Below are 20,184 nucleotides of genomic sequence, written 5' to 3' on the forward strand. Positions count from 1 at the left end.
GCACCGCCACGAGGGCGCCGGACCACCACGGTCCGGCGCCCTCGTCGTGTCCGCGGGCACCCCGGGTGGACGGCGGGGTCGGCGCAGGGTCGGCGCAGGGTCAGCGCGGGGTCAGCGGAGGGTCAGCGCCGCCCGGCGGGCAGGTCCTCGGGGCGGTGCTTCTCGACCCAGGCGTCGATGCGCTCCCACCAGTCGTAGAGCCAGGCGATCTGCTCGTCGCGGTCGGTGGGGATCTCGGCGCGCGGCACCTGCCACCACCGCATGGTGATCCGCTTGTCCATCGGCAGCTCGCGCCACAGGTCGCGCACGCCGAGCACGTGGTCGAGGCCGGTGTGGGCCACCATCACCACGTCGGCCTCGGGCGCGGCCTCGAGCGCGGCGAGCAGCCCACCCGGCTTGGGGGCGAGCACGTGGAGCATCGCCTCCGCGCGCCCGGCCATGGCGTGCAGGCCGAGGCGGTGCAGCCGGGCGATGGCGCGCTCGCGCCGCTCGGGGGAGAAGTTGCCGCCCTCGGGGAAGATCACGAAGGCGTCGTCGCGGTCGAGGCCGGTGGCCAGCGAGGCGATCTGCGACTCCAGGTCCTCCCCGTCGCCGGGGCTGGGGGAGATGAAGCGCGCCGGCAGCCGGGTGAGCAGGCAGCCGATGACGGGGTCCCACGCGAGGGTGTCCTTGAGCACCACCCGCGGCTCCCTGTCGTACCAGTCCATGAGGGCGTGCACGAGGGTGAAGGAGTCCCCGGGCCCGGCGTGGCGGCAGCACACGAGCAGCGGGTGGCCGGGGTGGGCGTCGGGCGCCGGGCCGACCGTGGTGATCGACAGGTGCAGCACACGGCGCGCCTCGGAGAACAGCACCCACATCACGCCCTGCACGAGGTCGTAGTGGATCCCCTCGAAGTACGGCGTGCGCAGGCGCCGCCCGAAGCCCGACGAGAGCCACAGCCCCAGCAGCACCGCGAGCAGCACCGTCTCCATGGTCAGGTAGACCACCGCGAGCCAGGCCAGGCGCAGCGCGCGCCAGCGCCCGGGCACCCACGGCGAGACCGCGGCGGCGCCGAGCAGCCACAGCGGCAGGGCCAGCCAGAGCACCGCCGTCAGGCCCACGACGAGCGGGGCCACCAGCCCCAGGCGCAGCACGCGGGCCGCCCCGGCGGGCAGGCGGCGACGACCGGGCGTGCTCACGGCAGGTGCTCGCGCAGGTAGTCGCGGGAGGCCTCGTAGGTCAGCTGCACCCGGGTCTCCACGTCACGGAAGTCGCTGCCGGCCCGCAGCCCGTCGTCACGGCTGCTGGTGCCGCGGGCCGGGAGCACGTGGGCCTCCACGCCGGCGGGCAGCTCGGCCAGCTCGCGGGTGAAGCGGTGGCGCCGGGCCACCTCGAAGGACACCCGGGCCACCTCCCAGGGCCGCCGCGGCGGGCGCAGCGGGCGGTCGAAGCGACCGACCTGCAGCACGAAGACCCGCGTCGCGCCGAGCTGGTGGGCGCGCGCCAGCGGCACGGAGTTGACGATGCCGCCGTCGAGGAAGTGCTCCCCGCCCACGCGGGCGGGCGGGAGCAGGCCCGGCACCGCGGCGCTGGCCATCACCGCGTCGACCACCGGCCCGGAGTCGAACCAGTGCTCCGCCGCGCGCTCGATGCTGGCCGCGCACACCTGGAGCGGCACGGCGAGCTCGGCGAAGGTGACCTCGCCCAGCTCCGCACGCAGCCGCCGCTCCAGCGGACCGGCCGACCACAGGTGGGTGCCGCTGGCCACCGCCCGCCGCACGCTGCGCAGCGGTCGGTCGCCGAACACCGCCTCCTCGCGGGCACGCCGTACGCCGCTCGCCGCGCCGGCCGCGGCCTGCCACAGCCCGGTGAGGTGCTCGACGACGTCGAGGGTGGGCTCGCGGGCCACCAGGGCGCCGTTGAGGGCGCCGACGCTGGTGCCGAGCACGAGGTCGGGGCGCACGCCGTGCTCGAGCAGGGCCCGGAGCATGCCGACCTCGACGGCGCCCAGGGCGCCGCCCCCGCCGAGGACGAAGGCGGTGGTGATGCTCAGGCCACCGGGTCGGGCACGGTGAGCGCGCGGGTCGCGCGGGTGGCGCGGCGCTCGGCCCAGAAGCTCAGCAGCGGCACGGTGCCGCACAGCAGCGTGACCACGGTGAAGCCGGGCTCCCAGCGCGCCTTGCGGGCCAGCAGGAAGGCGGTGACGAGGAAGATCATGTAGAGCCAACCGTGGGCGACGCCGAGGTACTCGGTGATGTCCTCACCCACCTGCTGCACGCCCGAGCCCGGGGTGACCAGCTCGGGGGTGCCGGGGATGAAGCCCCACATCGAGCTGCCGTCGAAGTTGGCCAGGGGCACGCCGACCAGGATGAGCACGACGAGCAGCACGCCGACGACGCTGGCCATGATCCGGTAGCGCAGCAGCGTGCCGCGCACCTCCGACTCGGTCAGCGTGGTCGTGCGGCGGGACGAGGCGGGTGCGGTGCTCACGGCTTCGACGGTACCGGGTCGGCCACCGGCCGCGTGCCCGCTCCCGGGGCGGAGGCGTCGTCGGTGTCGGCCACCTCACCACCCCCGGCGCGGGCGGGCTCGCCGGGGCCCGGGGCGGGGTCTCCCCCGGGCTCGTCTCCGGGTCCGTCCCCGGGCTCGTCTCCGGGGCCGTCGCCCTGTCCGTCCTCGCCCAGGAGCTCGGCCTCGTCCTCCGGCTCCGCGGTCACCTCGTGCACGTAGCGCCACCACACGAAGGCCGCGAAGGCCGCGAAGATCCACCACTCCAGGGCGTAGAGGAAGTTGCGCAGCCCGGTGAACCGGTCGGCGGCCGGCAGCTGCTCCAGGGTCGCGGCGGAGAGGCCCTCGGTGCCGTCGTTGACGGCGGTGTCGCCGGTGGGCCAGTCGCCGGGGGCCACGTCGGTGGCGACGACGCCGTAGGCGCCGTAGAGGTCCTGGTCGACGCGCTGGATCAGGTCGGCCGTGCGCACCTGCGGGATGACGTCGTCGCTGCGGTCGGTGTCGGCCTCGCCCGTGCCCTCCGCGGGCTGCAGCCAGGCGACCATCTCGGCCGCACCCTCGGGCGGCGCGGGCGCCTCGGCCGGGTCGGCGGTCCAGCCCCGCACGATCGGCAGGGCGGGGGCGTCGCCCGCGCCCGGCTCGTCGGCGGCGTCGACCGGCCCGATCGCCAGCGGCGTCACGACCCAGTAGCCGTCCTGCCCGTCGAGCTCGCGACCCGAGACGTAGACGGTGCCGTCGGGTACCCACACCCCGCTCACCACGACCGGCTGCCCGACCTTGTCACCGGGGAAGCGGTCGTCGGCCCCGATCACGTCGGCCAGCGGCTCGGGGTCGAGCCGGGTCAGGTCGGAGGCCTCGGCCGCGCGCTGGGCCTGCCACGAGTCGAGCTGCCACATGCCCAGCCCCGACGCCGCCACGATCGCGGCGACCCCCAGGGCGTGCACGCCCCACAGGCGCGGGGCGAGCGGCGACGACACGCCCCCAGTCTACGAAGCCCCCCACGCCGCACCGCCCCGACGAGGCCGGGCACCCCGCTCCCCCGTGACCCACGACTCAGCCCCGCTGGTCGAGGAGGGAAACCCACACCCGCACGGTGGTTGAGGTGGGAGCGCCAGCGACCGTCTCGAAACCACCCCACCCTCACGGTGGTCGACGATGGACCGCCCGCAACCGACGCTCCCATGGATCGTCACGTCGTGACCCGTCGGTGCCCGAGTAGTCGGTGGAGGTCTCGAGCACCCGGCCCCGGACGGTCGGTCGCCGCGAGCGCCGCCGACCGGCCACGCGGGGCTGCCTCGCGTCCCCGGCCGGGTCGCCCGAGAAGTGGCGGCATACGACCGGTCGACGGCCGCCGCAGGTGTCGTCTCCCGCCACTTGCCCCACAGCCGGTCACCGCAAGTGCCACCAGCACCAGCCCGGCCACGCGCGGCTGCCTCGCGTCCCCGGCCGGTCGCCCGAGAAGTGGCGGCATACAACCGGTCGAGGGCCGCCGCAGCTGTCGTCTCCCGCCACTTGCCCCACGGCCGCTCACTGCGAGCGCCGCCAGCACCGGCCGGCGACACGGGGGCGCCTCGCGTCGCCGGCCGACCCGCCCGAGAAGTGGCGGCACACGACCGGTCGACGGCCGCCGCAGGTGTCGTCTCCCGCCACTCACCGCACGATCGGCCACCGGGCCGCTCAGTCGCAGGAGGCCACCGGCACGTCACCCGAGGCGACCAGGTCCGCCGCCGCTGGCGGGTCGCTGAGCCGGAAGCCGATGCGCCCCGTGGAGGGGTCGGCCACCCCGTCGGTGAAGCTGCGCGCGAAGGTCGTCGAGGCCTCGGCCACCTCCAGCCGGTCGAAGAGGTCGGCCCGGTCGGGGCCCAGCGTGGCCGTGGCCAGCCCGCCCTGGAAGGACATGGCCCACACCTGGAGGTCGTCCAGCCCCGACACGTCCGCCCCGTCTGGGTCGGGGCAGCCCCGGGCGAGGTAGGTCGAGATCGCCGGCGCCCCGACCAGCGCGACGACCGCCGGGTCGTCGGCGTACGAGCCGCCGGAGGCGTCGAGCCCCTGCACGATGACGCTGTCCTCGGCCACCACGCTCGCCCCGGCCAGCGGGCCCACGCCCGCCTCCACCGCGCGGGTCAGCGCCTCGGGGTCGACGACCCGGTCGATGCCGAGCACGAAGCCGGTCTCGGTGCCGTCCTCGGCGAAGACGTGGGCCTCCCAGGTGACGTCGGCCTGCCCGAAGCCGAAGCGCCGCACCAGCTGCTCGTCGACGGGCCGCAGGGTGCCGTCGGTGAGCGCCGCGGTCTCGGCCGTCGTACGCCGCTCGAAGGCCGCCCGGTCGGCCGCGGGGTCCTGCGAGGTCGGGTCCTCGACACCCAGCTGCACCGCCACGCGGGCGAAGTCGGTGACCTCGAGCCGCGCCGCCTCGACCGGCACGTACGGCAGCGCCAGCACCGCGGGCTCCGGCACGCCGCCGGCGACCACCGTCTCCACCGCGGCGGGCGGAGGCTGGTCAGCGTCGGGCGGCGGGATCTCCTCGGCGCACCCGCCGAGCAGCAGGGTGGCCGCGCAGACGGCGAGTGTCAGGCGGGGAAGCACGCGCGGCAGTCTGCCACCCGGCCACCGTGGGCGGGTCGAGTCCGCCGAAGTCCGCCCAGCGCGTCGCTGCCCGTGGTCATCGGTCCGACGGCAGCGTCAACCGGGTGTTTCCCGTGGAACATCGACGCGCCGATTCACCCCCCCCCCCCCCCGACCGTTCCCGAGACGTCGCGGCACGCCGTGTCTCATCGCGGTTGCTCCCGCGGGCCGGCCGAAGCTGCCACACTCCAGCGGAGGACCCCGACCAGCGGCTACGAGAACTGGCGGTTCGGCACGCCGCCTTCGCCTGGCTCGACCGACAGCGAGCCACGGGCAAGGAGGTCTTCAGTCAGGACGACACCAGTCAGCTGTCCCTGGCTGGAGAGACCGTGCGCCTGATGCCGACTCAGCAGGGGATCTGGAAGCCTGGTCACCTCGCTGCCGCGCTGTCCATCCGCACGGTCTACCGACCCGAAGGAACTGACCGGCCGTACGACGACGCCGTAGGGGCCGACGGTTTCTACCGGTACAAGATGCGCGGCGACGATCCCGGTCACTACCAGAACCGGGCGCTACGCGAGGCGATGACCGCGCGCCTCCCCCTCATCTGGTGGCTCGGCGTGCAAGGAGGCGGGTACAGCGCGCTGTATCCGGTTCGCCTGGTCGACGAGGAACCCGTCGCTCTGCAGTTCGTGGTCGACATCGATGCCGTGCCGCAGACGGACATCGTCTGGCCCGCCGCCGACCTCGAGCTCGACCCGGCCTATCGCCAACAGCTGACGCGCATCCGGCTCCATCAACGCCCGTTCCGCGCGGCGGTGCTCCGGGCCTATCGCACGTCCTGCGCGATCTGCTCCTTCCGGCACGGTGACCTGCTCGACGCAGCGCACATCCATGAGGACAGTGCCGGTGGCCGTCCGGTGATCACCAACGGCCTCACGCTGTGCAAGATGCACCACGCGGCCTACGACAGAATGATCTTGGGCATCACCCCCAGCCACGAGGTCAGGGTCAACGCCGCCGTTCTGGAGGAAGTGGACGGGCCGATGCTCCGTCATGGGATCCAGGAGTTCCACGGCAAACGCCTCATGGTGCTTCCCGAGCGACGCAGCCAGCACCCCGACTCGGAGTTGCTCGAGGCTCGCTATCAGGCATTCCTCGACGCCAGCTGACCTACAACAGCTGACGCGGTCTTGGTCGGTGGAGCCTAGGGGACTCGAACCCCTAACCCCCTGCTTGCAAACGCGCTTGGAGTTGCGCTCGAAGTGCCAGTTGAGTGTGAAAGCGCAGGTCAGGAGAGGTCTCTGTCGGACTCGTTAAGACATTCTTTCCCCCTAGGTGCCCCATTGCTCAACTGCCAGAGTATGGGGTTAACTCGTAGCCGGTGGATTGCGGGCGAACGGGCGGCGCGGACATGACACGGCGACGAGGTTTCGGCGAGCTCGAGCGACGCTCCGGCGCGACGGGACCGTCCTACCGTGCGCGGTACGCGATGCCCGACGGCACGCGCCACTCGCGCAACTTCCAGACCAAGATGGATGCCGAAGCATGGCTCGCCAAAGAGCGATCCCTCATCGACCGTGACGAGTGGACGCCGCCCAAGGCCCGGAAGGTCGCCGAGGCCCGCCGCGAACGCGAGCAGGCGATGAGCACCGTGGAGACGTTCGCCGAGCGTTACTTGGCCGAGCGGGGCCTGCGGCCGACGACGGTGCGCAGCTACAAAGCCTTGCTGGAGCATCGGATCCTGCCGTACTTCGGCGCGATGCCGCTGCGCGACGTCACCCTCTCCGAGATCAAGGCGTGGCGACGCTCGCTCGATGCGAAGACAGCGTCGTCCAACGCGTCGGCGTACCGGCTGTTGCGTTCGATCCTCCAGGCAGCCGAGGAGGAGGAACTGGTCGACCGGGCTCCGCCTAAGATCCGTGGAGCCGGCAGTGCTCCGGTCAAGGAGGTCGTGGTCCCAGCGACCTTCGACGAGATCGCGGTGATCGTCAACGAGATGCCCGAGCGGCTGAGGCTGCTCATCGTGCTGGCCGCTTTCGTCGGCTTGCGCGAGGGGGAGCTGCTGGAGTTGCGCCGGTCCGACGTCGATGGCGTCCCTGGCCGGATCACGGTCACAAGGAAGATCGACAAGGACGTTAACCCATCGGTTCGGGGTGCCTGCCCTCAGTGCGGGCGGCACATCAGCTCGCCGAAGACCAAGAGCGGCGTGCGGACGGTCCACGTGCCTCCTCCGTTCCTGCCGATGCTGCAGAAGCACCTCCTCGAGCACACCGGTGCGGGACCGAGCGGGCTGCTCTTCCCTGGGGACCGCACCGACCACATGAGCGTGCGCTACCTGATGGACCGGTACCGCCCCGCCCGCGAGGCCGCCGGCCGTCCAGACCTCACAATCCACCACTTGCGCAACACCGCTCTGACCCTCGCCGGGCAGCACGGCGCGACGGCGGCCGAGCTACAAGCGCGTGCCGGCCACGCCTCTCAGGCCGCGATGGCGATCTACCAACACGCCACTCTCGACCGCGACAGGTCGCTCGCCGAGAAGATCGGAGCGACATACGAAGCGTGGCGCGAGAGTCGACCGGAGTCCTAAGAGGGCCATCTGGTGGCGGAAGCTAATGAGTCAGTCGCCCGGTCTCGCGTGCGGAGAGGTTGCAGTGGACGGCCCACTAAGGGCCGAGCTTTCGCGTCTGATTGATGTCCCGTCGTGGCGCCTCGCTACCGTAGAGGAAGTACAGCTCGGATTGCACTCTTAGCCGTTCTTGGCGATCGTCATGGTTCCCGAAGCTACTAGTCCGGCAACAACAACGGTGATGAAGTAGACGACGACCAAGGTGTTTGGCACCCATATTTCACGTGACGTGAATGAGCGGTATACCCGGGGATCTTCACCTCGTCCGAGTGCTTCCCATTCGGCAGCGTAGATGGCAGCACCGAGGTGGCGTTCCATTTCGTTGATTACTTTGAACTTGCCTGTATTGAGTTGGCCGAAAGACGTGATTAGGGAGCGCCACGCAAAAGAAAGAAGGCCGCCAGTGGCCGCGAGGAACGCGATGCCCAATGCGCCTAGTGAGGTCTGGACAGCACTGCCGCCGATCAGACCAAGAGCCGTAAGCAGGACGCCGTTGATGGTTATGAAGAACGTATTCACACCTTGACGCCTTGCGACGAGCGACTCAGAGCTCTGCACCATAACCTTGTATAGATCGTAGAACCTGTCTGAGTCCACAACGCTCGCCCGGGGGTGACCGGCAGAGAACAAGATCCGCGACACAGCTGACTCGCCCTTCGTCCGCGCTACTGAGCGGATCGCTTCCGCGAACAGGGCATCCTGTTCGGCAGTCTCTGAATCGAGATCGTCGTAAGGCACTAGGGACTCATGGTCCTTGTCATGTGACGCCATCCACGCCGCCCACGCATCGTGAACATCGCTTTCGGAGACCTGGACGCCTTTGGCGCGGGCCAAAACTGCGTACGTTAAGAACAGTTGCTCCTGGTGGTCCTCCTGGGGCAACATTTCGTGTGGGATGTTGGCTCGGACTTGAGCGGCTAGATCGCTGAGATACACGTCATGTCCAGGTGTCGAGCCAGTCGACTATTTGTTGGAAGTTCCACCGGATAACCGACGAGGTCGGGACTCCCGCCGGGACGGGGTGCGTCTTGTCCCTGTTGATTTGGATCCCGAACAGGTAGTGGTCCTGACGCGCGGTTTCTGCAATCTCCCACTGGACAGCCTCAGACAGGTACGTAGTCGGTCCGATCAGCACGATCGTGCCCTTAGTCCTGGCCATCCTGGCCCGGCACTGAGTCTTCCATGAGGTGTCGAAAGGATCCTGCACCGAATAGTCTTCGAAGTGAATGTCGTTCCGCTTATCCCGGGCGTGCTCCTTCAGGAAGTCCCTCGCCCACCGGTCCTCCATCTCGAAGCTGATAAACGCTCGAGGTCCTGCCATGCTGTTACCCCCTCATTCGACGTAAGTCGTAACCTACCCGGCGGCTGGAGATCTCCGAGCTAGCGACGAGGTGTTTCCCCTAGCTGCCGCACGATCTACGATCCCGCTATGGCTGGCGACCAAGACCCGTATGACCGTACGCTGGAACGAATCGCCCTGCGGCGGGAAAGTCTTTCGATCGGCGCGCCCGCCGCAACTGAAGACGGTGCGTGGTCCGAAGCTCGCGTGGATGCAGCCCTCGCGGAGCTGGACGCCGACGCGACTGCCTTGCGCGCACACTGGCGTCATGCCACTCAGGTCGTGGTGAAGGGCGAGCCGGAGCGATGCGGAGAGTGTGGAGAGGAACGCGATTGCCCTTCCGCGACAGCGTTGTTCCGGTAGTACGGCGACTGAAGCCGCCTGCTTGAGCATCGCGGAAGACTCCGAAAGCAGGACGCCCCGGCACGAGGCGGGGCCGTGCGACAAGACCCATCAGTCCGCCGCCTGTCCGGCGTCCCGGCCAGCGTCAAGGCCTGCCCGGAGCGACGAGGGGCGACGCGCGGGGGTGGTGGCAGTTACCGTGAGCGAGCGATATCGGCACGAGTGATCTGGGGGAGCAATGACGCGTGCGTGGATGGTGCGAGCCGGGAGTGATGGCGAGAGGGAACTCGCTGCGATCGCAGAGTCGCGCGCCATTGCTGGGTGGAGCGAGTTGGACGACATATCGGGCTGTCGATCCCGGGATCAGGTCAAGGATGCGCTCAGGACGGCATACGGAGACCAGATCTCAGGTGCAGTTTTGGGCAACTGGTCCGGACAGTTGTGGAGGTTCCGCGATGTCATGCAGGTCGGTGACGTCGTAGTTATGCCCCTTAAGAAGACCGCTGACTCAGTCGCACTCGGCACGATCGCCGGCCCGTACTTCTACGATTCCGGCCAACCGGAGGGGATGCGGCATTCACGCCCTGTGGAGTGGCGACGTCCCGAGGTGAGCAAGACCGAGTTGGGGTCCGACCTCCTCGCGTCCCTGGGATCGCTCCTCACCATCTGTGAGCTCTCGCGTCGCAACGCTGCTGCGCGGTTGGCAGAAGTGACAGCAGGCAACGCGGACCCGGGTTGGCAATCCGCCGAATCGGATCCCCTCCCGAATAGTCTGCAAGACCTCGTGGAAGCCGCCCCTCGAACTATGACGATTCGCGAGCTTCTCAACTTCTGGGACTTTCGTCGCCGCACAGCGCGGATCGTTCAAGAGGTTACTGATGATCTCGCAGAACTAGGATTGTTGGCCGTCCCTTCCATAGCTGAAGGATGGATCGACGGGCAGGTCGCGATCGTACCGGCACCCGGCCAGTCCGACGAGCCCTCTGACTCCTCATCAATCTCTAACGCGGCCGTAGATGCGGCGGAGGCGCACGCCGAAGCCGTCATGAGTGGCTCGGTGCACTACTCCGTGAGCACCATGGATACAGCCCGATGCGAGGTCATGACGGCACAACCGGACGATCCGCTCGCAGTGGTCGTTACGAAGATGGCGTTGCAGGACTACTCGCAAGTGGCGGTCGTAGATGCCCAAGGACGGCTCACCGGAGCAGTGTCATGGGAATCCGTAGCGCTCGCTTGGACTTCGGGCGAGCCCTCCATCGTGCGTGACGCGATGCGATCTGCACCGTCGACCACTCCTGAAGACGAACTCCTTGGCCAGGCAGAGGTTATCTTCCAGTTCGGGTTTGTCTTTGTACGCGACCCAAGCGGCGCGGTACAAGGCATCATCACTAGCGCCGACCTCAGTCGTCGATTCGGGGACGACTACCGTCCTATCGTCCTACTTGACGAGATCGAGCGCCGCCTGAGTAACAGAATCAAGAGCCGCTGCTCCGACGACGAGATGAAGGCAGCGGGCGTCGGGATAAGCAACCATGGCGCTACGCTCGGAACTTACGTCATGGCCCTGTCAAAAAAGCCCCTTTGGGACAAGCTGAGCTGGAGCGGTCTCGGTCAGACTGAGTTCCACGAGCGGATGGACCGCGTTCGGCAAATTCGCAATCAACTCATGCACTTCTCACCGGACCCAATAACCGCTGAGGAGGTCGAGTTGCTGGAGAAGACGGCGCGTGTACTTCGTCTCGTGACTTCCGACGCCGAAGTTTGAATACGCGTAGGGGTACGGACACTCAGCGAGCACAACTGGCGCAAGCTTCGTTCGCAGCGGCTACGCCGCGGTAGGCCTCGGTTCCCAGCGTCCAGACTTGACCGGGTGCATGGCTCTTCGATCCCAACGGTGTCGCGTCGTGTGACGCGCATATGGTCCGACGCTGAACCGCGGTCCGCACACCGAGGCAGGCGTGGCACACCCAGAACACGTGCTCGTTGACCAAGTGTCCGCAGCCGTCGGGCTTTACCACCGCGCTGACGGGAGCTGCCGTGGCGCGGCCTCGAGGTCCTCGAGCTTGATCCGGATGGCCCGCTTGCCGCAGCGGTACGCGGGGAGGGTGCCACCGGCGATCCAGCGTCGGATCGTCTTGACCGACACCGACATGCACTCGGCCGCTTCCTCCAGGCTGAGGTAGACCGGGATGGCACGTCGCTCAGCCATCAGAATTCAGCTCATCTCGCGTAACGGTGGCCGAGGCGAGGAAGCGACGGGCCTCGGCGACTGTGATGTAGAGCCGGCCGACTCCCTGGAAGCGGGTCCATCGTGGGCCGACGCCCCGCTGTCGCCAGTCGCGGACGGTGCGCTGCGGTGTGCGGATGAGGTCGCAGAACTCCTCGAACAGGATCAGGTTGTTGTCGTCCCAGTCGTCTGGGATGCCGATTGGTGTCACCATCACGTCGCCTCTCGTCCTGGCCGCCGACGAGGTTCGGCGGCTCATCTGGAGAGGCAACCTCGTGCTCGGCGGTTCGGACGTCTGTGGCCGCGGCTGTCGAGACCAGAGCCTCTCCTGGTCACCTATGTCGACCGTCCCGCTCCGGGCGATCACTCGACGGGAGCAAGTGGTCAGCGTCCGATCCCGTGAGCAGTCGGCGAGGAGGTGGGGATCGGCTGGGGTGGGCGACGTGGGCTGTCGCGTAGCGCGGCCGCCTGCAATGCCGCCGAGGTACGACGGTCGTTCGGTCCGTACCGGTCGATGTCGTCAGCGGCCTTCTGTGCGGCGTGCAGTGGTCCGAGGTCGGCGCGGCCACGGCTGAAGACCTCGACCCATTGGCTGCGGGCGTCGTCGACGGACTCGGCGACGAGGTGGGCGGTGTTGTGGTGACGGCCCCGGGTCAAACCAACGTACGCCGAGGCGGCGCCGGTCGTCTGCCCGAGCACGAAGTGGGCGGAGTCGACGGTCTCGCCTTGGGCTCCGTAGGCGGTGGTGGTGAACGCGAGCTCGACGTGCGCGCGGACGTATTCGGCGGGCAGGTTGCGTTGGCCGGCGCGGCCGATGACGAGCAGGCTGCCGTCCGCGCCGATCCCCGCGACGGTCCAGGCGTCCCGGTTGGCGACTGCGAGGTCGCGGTCGTTGCGTCGGGTGGCGACTCGGTCGCCGAGGCCGATCCGCTCACCGCGGCAGGTGACGGGCTCACCAGCCCGCTCACCAACCGGCGCACCAGATGGTGCAGGAGTCGATGCGCCGGCGCCGTGGCGGCGGTCGCGGATGGCTGCGTTAAGCGCAGCGACCTGGTCGCGGGTGTCGGCGATGACGAGCTGATCACCGTCATCAAGGCCGACGGCGCCGATGGCGGCCAGGGCTGCGGTGCGTTCGACCTCACTTGCGTGGAGGACGATCTGTCCGCGCTCGTAAAGCTTGTCGAAGATCTCACCAGATCGCTCACCAGTACGCACGAGCAGGCTGAGGTTGGCGTACGCGGGATCGCTGGACCGGTGGACCGACTCGAACTCGTGGTGGGCTGCGGGTTGCACCCAGCGTGCGGCAAGGTCGAGGACGCCGCCGCGACCAACAGCTGGGAGTTGGTGGCGGTCTCCGAGCAGCGCGATGGTGGCGTGCGCCCGGTCGGCGATCGCGAACAGCGCGCGGGCGGTGTCCTGGTCGAGCATGCCGGCCTCGTCGACGAGGAGGACGTCGCCCGGGAGCAGGCGGGCGCGTGCGTCCGGCGCAGCGCCGGGTGCAGGGTTGACTCGTGTCCAGTGGCCGTCGTCGTCCCAGCGGTAGCCGTGTTGGTGGATGAGCCATGCGGCGGAGAAGGCGTCGGCGCCGACCTGCTGCCGTGCTGCTTGGGCAGCCTTGAGGGTGGGAGTGACGACCACGAGTCGACGTTCCGATGCATCGAGTACCTCGCGTGCGGCCGCGAGGGTTGCTGTCTTGCCAGTTCCGGCGGCACCTTCGATCACGAGCAGACCAGCGCCGCCAGCCAGCGCCGCGACGACGCGTTGCTGCGCCGGGTCGAGGTGCCGGCTGTCGCGGAGCCGGCCCGCAGTGGTCACCGGTTGCGAGGCGCGAGCGGCGATGGTGTTGACCAGGTCGGCTTCGGCGGCGAGCACGTGGTCGGAGGTCAGGCTGCGGACGTGTTCGGGGACGTCCCCTCGGTCCAGCAACGGCACGCCCCGGGCCCAAGCGCGCTCAGCGCTGCCTTCGACCAGCTCGTGCCGGACCGCTCGTTCGGCGACGACGCCGACGGAGGCGATCAGTCGCTCGACCTCCCCACGAATGTCCGGTGCGTTCCACGCCGACCGCTTGGCGCCGAGCCGGGTGAGCACGAGGTCGGCGGCGACGTCGCGGTTGATCCGACCGATCTGCAGACCCAGCTGTGCTGTCGGGTGCGCCGTCGAGATGGTCTGCGCGGTGGCGGGAGGGGCGAAGCCGAGGTCGCGTAGTTCGTTGTTCCATGCGGCGACGAGGTCGGCGCCGCTGCTGGGCACGACCTTGTCGGGCCGCGCGTCGGCCCAGGCGCGTCGGTCCCAGGTCTGGCGCAGTCGCGGGCCGGGCTCCTGGTCGGGGCGCTCGGCGCGCCAGGCGGCTTCGTATCGGTCGACGTTGCGACCGATCTGTGCGGCGCGCTGGCTGAACCGTCCGGCGTACGGCGCGAGCTGCTGGATCTCACCGGCCTCATCGAGCGTGTAGCCACGCGCGGCAAGGGCCGTCCGGAACTCGGGGTCGCACATCACGGCCGCGTGCCCGATCCCGTTGAGCGCCTCGATGCTGTCGACGACACCGACCGAGTGCAGCCCGCGCCACGCCTCGCGCGCGAACACGCGTGCGTTGAACTGCACGTGGAGGTGGCGGTGCGGGTCACCGGCTCGCGAGGTGTAGTGACGCACGAGGGCCGCCTCGAGCTTCTCCACCGGGACCTGCACCTGCCGGCCACGTGGCCCGACGCGGGTGGTGGCGTGCTCGGCCACCCACCCGATCACCTCACCAGCCGCGCGATCCATTGCCGCGTCGTACGCCGTCGCAACGTCGGAGTGAAGTGCGGCGGCGAGCGACCACGACTTCGGACCGTTCACGACGACCTCGACGAACCGCAGCGCGTGTGCGTCATCGCGCAGCCGGCCCTTCGGCGTCCCGCTGTCGAGGTTGTAGCCGGCGACCCACCGCTCGTAGGCGTCCCCATCCAACGTCCCCCCGTCCATAATTGCGAGAACACCGCGTCCCCCCTCCCCCAGCGGAGTCGAAGCGACGTAGCGCTCGGCCACCCCGGTGCCCTCGGCGAGGTAGTAGTCGTCGACCCGCGAACGGTCGGCCTCGACGTACGAGCGCGCGGCGGACGGGGAGCCGCGGTAGAACTTGACCCCACCGTGCATCGCCGTCGTCACCGCCCGTCAGCCGTCGTCACCTAGCCTTGAAATGACGCTCGACCCGCCCCGAGGGGCGGACCGATCTACGGACATTCGTAGCATGCATGCCGCTCGGTTTGAATCGTTCAAGGGACCTGTGGGGACGCCGGATCTCGGACTCGTAGGCGCTCGTCATTCCTCGTCATCGGAAGTGTCGTGTCGCGCGAGCAAGGCGTCCCTGGTGTCAGGTTTGCAGCGCACTTGCTCCGCCACTGACTGGGACTGGATGCAATTGGGGCTGGTTCAGTCTTCGCTCCCCCCACAACGCTGAGTCCACGGGCAGGAACCTTGTAAGTTACGCATATGGTTCCCGCTGCAGACCAGGGCACGCTCGAGATGTTGCCGACAGGTCAACTACTGCTCGACTGGCATAACCCGCGTTTGCGGTCCGAGGATCAACTCGGCGATGAGGATGAACCAGACGGCGATGAACGCCAGAGGGCCCTGGCCGTTCTCATGGCCAAGGAGTATCACCCGTTTCGGATTGCAGAGTCCATATCAAGGCATCAGTACTTCTTGAGCGAGCCGATGATCGCCGTGCGCCATGGCGAGAAGTATCGAGTGATTGAAGGCAACCGGCGGCTGACGGCGCTTCTCGGCCTTCAGCACGATGCACTTCGTGACGAGTTCATCAGCGAGAACAAGGGTTGGAAGGTTCTGCCCAAACTCGATCCGGCTGCTGTCTTTCCTGTTCTGATCGTCGAGGATGAGCGAAGCATTGCGCCGCTCCTTGGGTACAGACACATCGCCGGCATTGAGCCATGGGGCGCGTATGCCCAGGCCAGATACATCGTCGGGTTAGTGGAAGCCGGAAACTCCCTCGTCGATGTTGCTGAACTCGTCGGCAAGACTCCGACAGCGGTCCGAGCGATGTACCGCGATCACGACATCCTGGAGCAGGGCACAAAGATGTTCCGCCTTGACACCAGCCCCGCTCGTCAGAAGTTCGGTGTGTTTAATGCAGCAATGGGGAACCGTGGTATTCGGGACCACATAGGCGGTCCCGCGCCTCGCCATGTCGATCCGGAGCATTGGCCGCTGCCCGATGATCGTAAACAAGAACTTCAGGAAGTTCTAGTTTGGATATTCGGCACGAAGTCACAACCGCCGCTGCTCACCGACTCTCGCCAGTTGGGCACTTTATCGCGAGTGCTCGCGGATAGTTCTGGTCGAGGTCTCGAGGTTCTGCGTCGCGGCGGCACGCTGACCCAAGCTGAGGCGGCCACCAAGGATCCTGATGAGCAATTCGCCCGAGCCGTCGACACAGCGCTTAGTCAACTGCGGGCCACTAGGCCGCGCGAGGCTGGGGTGGATCTCCCACGCCCGACGGTAGAGCTGTTGGGGGAACTCCACGACCTTGTGGACGATATATTGGCGCAGCCCGGCACCGGCGAGGGCAACGAATGACTTGGATCGAAGCGCCCAAGAGTTCGGATCCCGTCGAACTCGCGCACTACATCGAGGCGGAGATGCTCGTTTCAGGCGAGGAATATCTTTCACTCGCCGAAGTGCGGGACGGATGGACCAGCGGGCAAGCTCCCTCAGAGGAGGAACTTGACTTCGCTTTTGCAGAGATTGATCGACGGGCTCGCCACATGGGGACGCACTACCCATTCTTCACCGTGGACAACGGCGTCGGTTTCGACAAAAGCGGAAGTTCGGACCTCTATTCCTTCCTGACGCTTTTGTCCCTTAGAGAGACCCCTCTGCGACTGGCCAAAGACTATCCCCGCTCCGACCCACTCTTTGACGCAGTTGTACGCGAAGCCGTCCGAGCCGCGCTTGGCCCCCGAGCCCAGGCGCTGGTGTTCGGTTGGCCCCCGCGCGGGGGACGGCCAAGCGAGTTCCCGAAAGCCGTCGAGTGGCTTGCCAAACGTCTTGGCGTTGGGCTCCGTAGTCACGAGGCATATTCGGAGTCACTGGACGGGGGGGTTGACATCATCGGCTGGGCCCCGTTTCCAGACGGGCAGATCGCGTTCCCGATCGTACTTGCCCAGAACACAATCCAGCGTGCCTTTGTCAAGAAGCCCCGTGATGTAGTCCCTGAAGATTGGCGCGAGTGGATCCGGGTCAAATCTGACCCTTTAGTGGGCTTCGCAGTTCCCTTCTTTATGAGGCCGAAGGATCCCTGGTGGGAGCGTGCAGGGACGAACGTGACGTACCTGTGGGATCGGGGACGACTTGTACACGAATTGCGCTTGATCGACCCTACGTCGTGGCCTGAATGGCCAGATATCCGTGCTTTCGTTGAGGAAGAGGTCGCTGGGCTCCATGGCTCAGTAGCGGCGGCGAAGCCGGTCGACGCTCTACCTCGGTCGAGGAAGGACCGAGTCATCCCTCCGCCAATTGCCGCGACGGGTTGCTGAGTCCCCGATAGTTGGGAGCGGGTCGGTACGGCAGATCCGGGGACTCAGTTGCTCGACTCTCTAGGCCTGTGTGGCTCGGTGTGTCGGGTAGCGACCGAATCCGGCGGGGCCCGAGGTCCGACACCGGGTCCACCGGGCGCGGCCCGTCCGATATGTAGCCACGGGCTAAGCCACGGATGATGAGTGCATGCCACCGTATGAGAGCTGGGCAAGCAGCACCGCCGCTCGGAAGGTGATGAAGGGCAACAGGTCCCGAGACACCACGCCTGAACTCGCAGTCCGGCGCCGACTCCACGCAGCCGGCCTCCGCTTCCGCGTCGCCCATCGACCGGAGCCGGGTCTCAACCGCACGGCCGACATCGTCTTCACCAAGCAGCGCATCGCCGTATTCATCGATGGCTGTTACTGGCACGCCTGCCCGAAGCATCGGACCGTAGCGCGGACGAACGCGTCCTACTGGTCGGAAAAGTTGGCTCAGAACGTCGCCCGTGACGCCGACACCACCTCACGGCTGCAGGACGCTGGATGGACCGTCCTTCGCTTCTGGGAGCATGACGATCCCGAGACGGTCGCGACGGCCGTAGCCGTGGCCGTCCGGAGTCAGGATCCAACTGAGGGCAGCCCACGATAGGTGTCGGGCCTGAGCCGGGCGTGCTGAGTCAACGGGCCTGGCAGCCGGTAGTAGCCGGTGTCCGCCTTGCCGTAGCGATACACGCGCCACAGCCGGTACGCCGGCCCGAGATCGATGGACGCCTAGACTTCGGTTCCGGAGATGTAGAAGGGCACTTCCTTGCCATACCGCGTGGTCTTGACCTCGATGAAGACCGGCTCATCGGTCAGGCCTTGGAAGGACCGAATGTCGTAACCCAGTCCGTCGCCGTCGACTACAGAGACATGGCGGACCTCCGCTGCGAGATCTGCGCGGCCCGCGGTAGCCAGCCGTCCGCGCTCGCAAACAAGCACGGATTCTTCGCCTGCACGCCCGAGGGCTCTGTTGGATGACTCAATCGCCGCGAAGTCGAGTCCCAGGACGCCGACACGTGCGCCCCGGGCCGCTGGCCAGTCGGCGTTCGGTGGGGCGACCTCTGCGCCGAGGTCGGAGGGATCGACGTCACCATCGGCCACTGCCTTCAGCATGAAGGCGCGGAGTTCGCTGTCCGCCTCGAAGCGCTCGCGAACGACAACCCGTAGCCGATCCTGGACGTTGCGCAGCGGCATATACCCAGGAATCCAGACGGCGCCCAACTCGTCGAGGACCGCCGAGACGTTATTGAACTTGTACTCGATCGCGCCCGACGAGCGAGCGACGTCCCGCTCGACCTCACGACGGAACTCAGTCTTCGTGTAGCTCTCGCCAGCGAGCTCGAGTGTCAGCATGCGGAAGTAGACATCGACGGTCACGCCGATCTCGTCGTCACTCCAAGGTCCAGACACCACGCATCAAATCGTCCAGGAAGAGGTCGTCGGCTATCAGCGGATTGCCGAAATTGGCCGCCGCCCGCCCCAACTCCTCCAGGCGGCAGCTCCGCAATCCGTCGGTGGTGGCGTCTACCATCCAGGTTTGGCGACGTCTGTGAGTCGCACGCCGGGATCGGGGCAACGGACGGGAAACACCATGCGAGAACGTACGCACAAAGCTGAAATCTCAGCTAAGCTAGCTGACATGAGCTCGGCTCCGTTCACCTTCGTCGATCTGTTCGCAGGCGTTGGCGGGTTCCACGCTGCTCTCGGCGCCCTGGGTGGCGAGTGCGTCTACGCTGTCGAGAAGGACGTTGAGGCCGCTGCTGTCTACGAGCGGAACTGGGGCATCCAGGCTCACGGCGACATCATCAATGACACCGAGACCCACATGCGGGTGCCCAAGCACGATGTCTTGGCTGCCGGCTTTCCGTGCCAGCCGTTCTCGAAGTCTGGCTTCCAGCGGGGCATGGACGAGGCACGCGGAACGTTGTTCTGGAACATCCTTCGGATTCTTGAGGTGCGGAGGCCAACCGTCGTTCTGCTGGAGAACGTCCGGAACATCTACGGGCCGCGTCATAGGCACGAGTGGATCGTGATTGTCCGCTCGCTCCGGGAGCTCGGCTACCAGGTGTCGTCTCGGCCGATCGTGTTTTCGCCGCATCTGCTTCCGCCCGAGCGTGGAGGACGACCGCAAGTTCGCGAGCGCGTCTTCATCATGGCGACGTATGTCGGAACCCGCGGCTCCCGCATCGATGTCGATCCGTCAGTCCCTCACCTTCCAGTCGACGGTTGGTCACCATCCGAGTGGGACCTAGAGACACATCTGCCCGTCCAGCCCGATCCAGAGCTCCGAAATAAGTTGCGGCTGAATCTTGGACCTGCGGAGACGACTTGGGTGGAAGCGTGGAACGACTTCGTGGTTACGCTGCGATCCGCAGGTGTCGAGAAGCTGCCGGGCTTCCCGGTGTGGGTCGACGCGTTCATCCACGAGGACGACCTGGTGGTCCCTGTCGGGACCGCGGACTGGAAGGCCTCGTTCCTTCGCAAAAACGCGGCTTTCTACACCGAGCACCAGGACGTTCTAGAGGACTGGCTCTCCCGATGGAACTACCTCCGCGACTTCCCGTCGTCCCGAAGGAAGTTCGAATGGCAGGCGCAGGCCGCCAGTTCACTAGCCGAGACGGTAATGCACCTGCGACCGTCCGGCTTGCGAGTGAAGCAGGCGACTTACGTTCCAGCGCTGGTGGCGATCACTCAAACGAGCATCCTTGGCGATCGTCTCCGCCGAATTTCCCCTCGCGAGGCTGCTCGGCTGCAGGGCCTGCCGGAGTGGTTCGACTTCGGTGACCAGCCCGACGCTGCCACCTATAAGCAGATGGGCAACGGTGTGAACGTCGGCGCCGCATACCACGTCTTCCGCGAGCACGTGCTTAGCTCATTGGCCGCCGTGCGACGCCGCGCGCCACGCCTCGCGCTAGCCGTCGAGGAGTCGGCGATCAGCCCAGACGAGGCCCTTGAGCGTCATCGTGATTCGAGCCGCGAGGTCATCGTTAGGCGTCGTCGCTCGGCTGACGCTCGCCGTGTCGCCGGCTGATCA

18 protein-coding genes are annotated in these 20,184 nt (G+C 67.5%); 7 read left to right on the plus strand and 11 right to left on the minus strand.

Annotated elements, in window-relative coordinates; genetic code table 11:
* Positions 1 to 122: 122 nt before the first annotated feature.
* The 5 genes from LPA27_RS06960 to LPA27_RS06980 form a co-directional block, all read right to left on the minus strand.
* Positions 123 to 1,178, minus strand: a complete 1,056-nt coding sequence (locus LPA27_RS06960) for a 1-acyl-sn-glycerol-3-phosphate acyltransferase (protein WP_228941975.1) — start codon at positions 1,176 to 1,178, stop codon at positions 123 to 125.
* Positions 1,175 to 2,032, minus strand: coding sequence for a patatin-like phospholipase family protein (locus LPA27_RS06965; protein ID WP_227488820.1), 858 nt, complete (start codon positions 2,030 to 2,032; stop codon positions 1,175 to 1,177). The genes LPA27_RS06960 and LPA27_RS06965 overlap by 4 nt, the downstream gene beginning before the upstream one ends.
* On the minus strand, positions 2,029 to 2,469 hold the full coding sequence (locus LPA27_RS06970) for a DUF3817 domain-containing protein (RefSeq protein ID WP_056865119.1): 441 nt from the start codon (positions 2,467 to 2,469) through the stop codon (positions 2,029 to 2,031). Before LPA27_RS06970 ends, LPA27_RS06965 begins: the two co-directional genes overlap by 4 nt.
* Positions 2,466 to 3,464, minus strand: coding sequence for an SURF1 family protein (locus LPA27_RS06975; RefSeq protein ID WP_228941977.1), 999 nt, complete (start codon positions 3,462 to 3,464; stop codon positions 2,466 to 2,468). The genes LPA27_RS06970 and LPA27_RS06975 overlap by 4 nt, the downstream gene beginning before the upstream one ends.
* A 700-nt stretch (positions 3,465 to 4,164) precedes the next feature.
* Positions 4,165 to 5,073: a hypothetical protein gene (locus LPA27_RS06980; protein ID WP_228941978.1), complete on the minus strand. Its 909-nt coding sequence runs from the start codon at positions 5,071 to 5,073 to the stop codon at positions 4,165 to 4,167.
* 377 nt (positions 5,074 to 5,450) lie between these two features.
* Here LPA27_RS06980 and LPA27_RS06985 point away from each other — a divergent pair, with 377 nt between their 5' ends.
* Positions 5,451 to 6,224, plus strand: a complete 774-nt coding sequence (locus LPA27_RS06985) for an HNH endonuclease (RefSeq protein ID WP_228941979.1) — start codon at positions 5,451 to 5,453, stop codon at positions 6,222 to 6,224.
* Positions 6,225 to 6,544: 320 nt separating this feature from the next.
* A complete protein-coding gene (locus tag LPA27_RS06990; RefSeq protein ID WP_228941980.1) occupies positions 6,545 to 7,645 on the plus strand; it encodes a tyrosine-type recombinase/integrase in 1,101 nt (366 codons plus the stop codon).
* Between the two features lie 159 nt (positions 7,646 to 7,804).
* On the opposite strand, the gene LPA27_RS06995 is transcribed toward LPA27_RS06990, so the two are convergent.
* Complete coding sequence (locus LPA27_RS06995; RefSeq protein ID WP_228941981.1) at positions 7,805 to 8,620, minus strand: DUF7701 domain-containing protein; 816 nt, start codon at positions 8,618 to 8,620, stop codon at positions 7,805 to 7,807.
* A 1-nt stretch (position 8,621) separates the two neighbouring features.
* Positions 8,622 to 9,005: a TIR domain-containing protein gene (locus LPA27_RS07000; protein ID WP_267477190.1), complete on the minus strand. Its 384-nt coding sequence runs from the start codon at positions 9,003 to 9,005 to the stop codon at positions 8,622 to 8,624.
* A gap of 967 nt (positions 9,006 to 9,972) precedes the next feature.
* On the opposite strand from LPA27_RS07000, the gene LPA27_RS07005 reads away from it, so the two are divergent.
* Complete coding sequence (locus LPA27_RS07005) at positions 9,973 to 11,133, plus strand: CBS domain-containing protein (protein WP_228941983.1); 1,161 nt, start codon at positions 9,973 to 9,975, stop codon at positions 11,131 to 11,133.
* A gap of 246 nt (positions 11,134 to 11,379) precedes the next feature.
* Here LPA27_RS07005 and LPA27_RS07010 read toward each other — a convergent pair whose 3' ends face one another.
* The 3 genes from LPA27_RS07010 to mobF all read right to left on the minus strand — a co-directional run bounded on the left by LPA27_RS07010 (position 11,380) and on the right by mobF (position 14,739).
* The gene (locus LPA27_RS07010) at positions 11,380 to 11,577 is read right to left on the minus strand and encodes a helix-turn-helix domain-containing protein (RefSeq protein WP_228941984.1); all 198 of its coding nucleotides are present in this window, start codon (positions 11,575 to 11,577) and stop codon (positions 11,380 to 11,382) included.
* Positions 11,570 to 11,809 carry a hypothetical protein gene (locus LPA27_RS07015; protein ID WP_228941985.1) on the minus strand — a complete coding sequence of 80 codons (240 nt, stop codon included), beginning with the start codon at positions 11,807 to 11,809 and terminating at the stop codon, positions 11,570 to 11,572. Before LPA27_RS07015 ends, LPA27_RS07010 begins: the two co-directional genes overlap by 8 nt.
* Before the next feature lie 170 nt (positions 11,810 to 11,979).
* Positions 11,980 to 14,739, minus strand: a complete 2,760-nt coding sequence (mobF, locus tag LPA27_RS07020; protein WP_228941986.1) for a MobF family relaxase — start codon at positions 14,737 to 14,739, stop codon at positions 11,980 to 11,982.
* Between the two features lie 324 nt (positions 14,740 to 15,063).
* Here mobF and LPA27_RS07025 point away from each other — a divergent pair, with 324 nt between their 5' ends.
* From LPA27_RS07025 to LPA27_RS07035, 3 genes are all read left to right on the plus strand, one after another.
* Positions 15,064 to 16,167, plus strand: a complete 1,104-nt coding sequence (locus tag LPA27_RS07025; RefSeq protein ID WP_228941987.1) for a hypothetical protein — start codon at positions 15,064 to 15,066, stop codon at positions 16,165 to 16,167.
* On the plus strand, positions 16,164 to 17,126 hold the full coding sequence (locus LPA27_RS07030) for a hypothetical protein (RefSeq protein WP_228941988.1): 963 nt from the start codon (positions 16,164 to 16,166) through the stop codon (positions 17,124 to 17,126). Before LPA27_RS07025 ends, LPA27_RS07030 begins: the two co-directional genes overlap by 4 nt.
* Positions 17,127 to 17,313: 187 nt before the next feature.
* Positions 17,314 to 17,757, plus strand: a complete 444-nt coding sequence (locus LPA27_RS07035; RefSeq protein ID WP_267477191.1) for a very short patch repair endonuclease — start codon at positions 17,314 to 17,316, stop codon at positions 17,755 to 17,757.
* A 122-nt stretch (positions 17,758 to 17,879) separates the two neighbouring features.
* Here LPA27_RS07035 and LPA27_RS07040 read toward each other — a convergent pair whose 3' ends face one another.
* On the minus strand, positions 17,880 to 18,527 hold the full coding sequence (locus LPA27_RS07040; RefSeq protein WP_228941989.1) for a DUF3883 domain-containing protein: 648 nt from the start codon (positions 18,525 to 18,527) through the stop codon (positions 17,880 to 17,882).
* 262 nt (positions 18,528 to 18,789) lie between these two features.
* Here LPA27_RS07040 and LPA27_RS07045 point away from each other — a divergent pair, with 262 nt between their 5' ends.
* Positions 18,790 to 20,181, plus strand: a complete 1,392-nt coding sequence (locus tag LPA27_RS07045; protein ID WP_228941990.1) for a DNA cytosine methyltransferase — start codon at positions 18,790 to 18,792, stop codon at positions 20,179 to 20,181.
* Positions 20,182 to 20,184 lie beyond the last annotated feature (3 nt).

Source organism: Nocardioides sp. Leaf374 (assembly GCF_916862475.1).
GTDB lineage: Bacteria > Actinomycetota > Actinomycetes > Propionibacteriales > Nocardioidaceae > Nocardioides > Nocardioides kribbensis.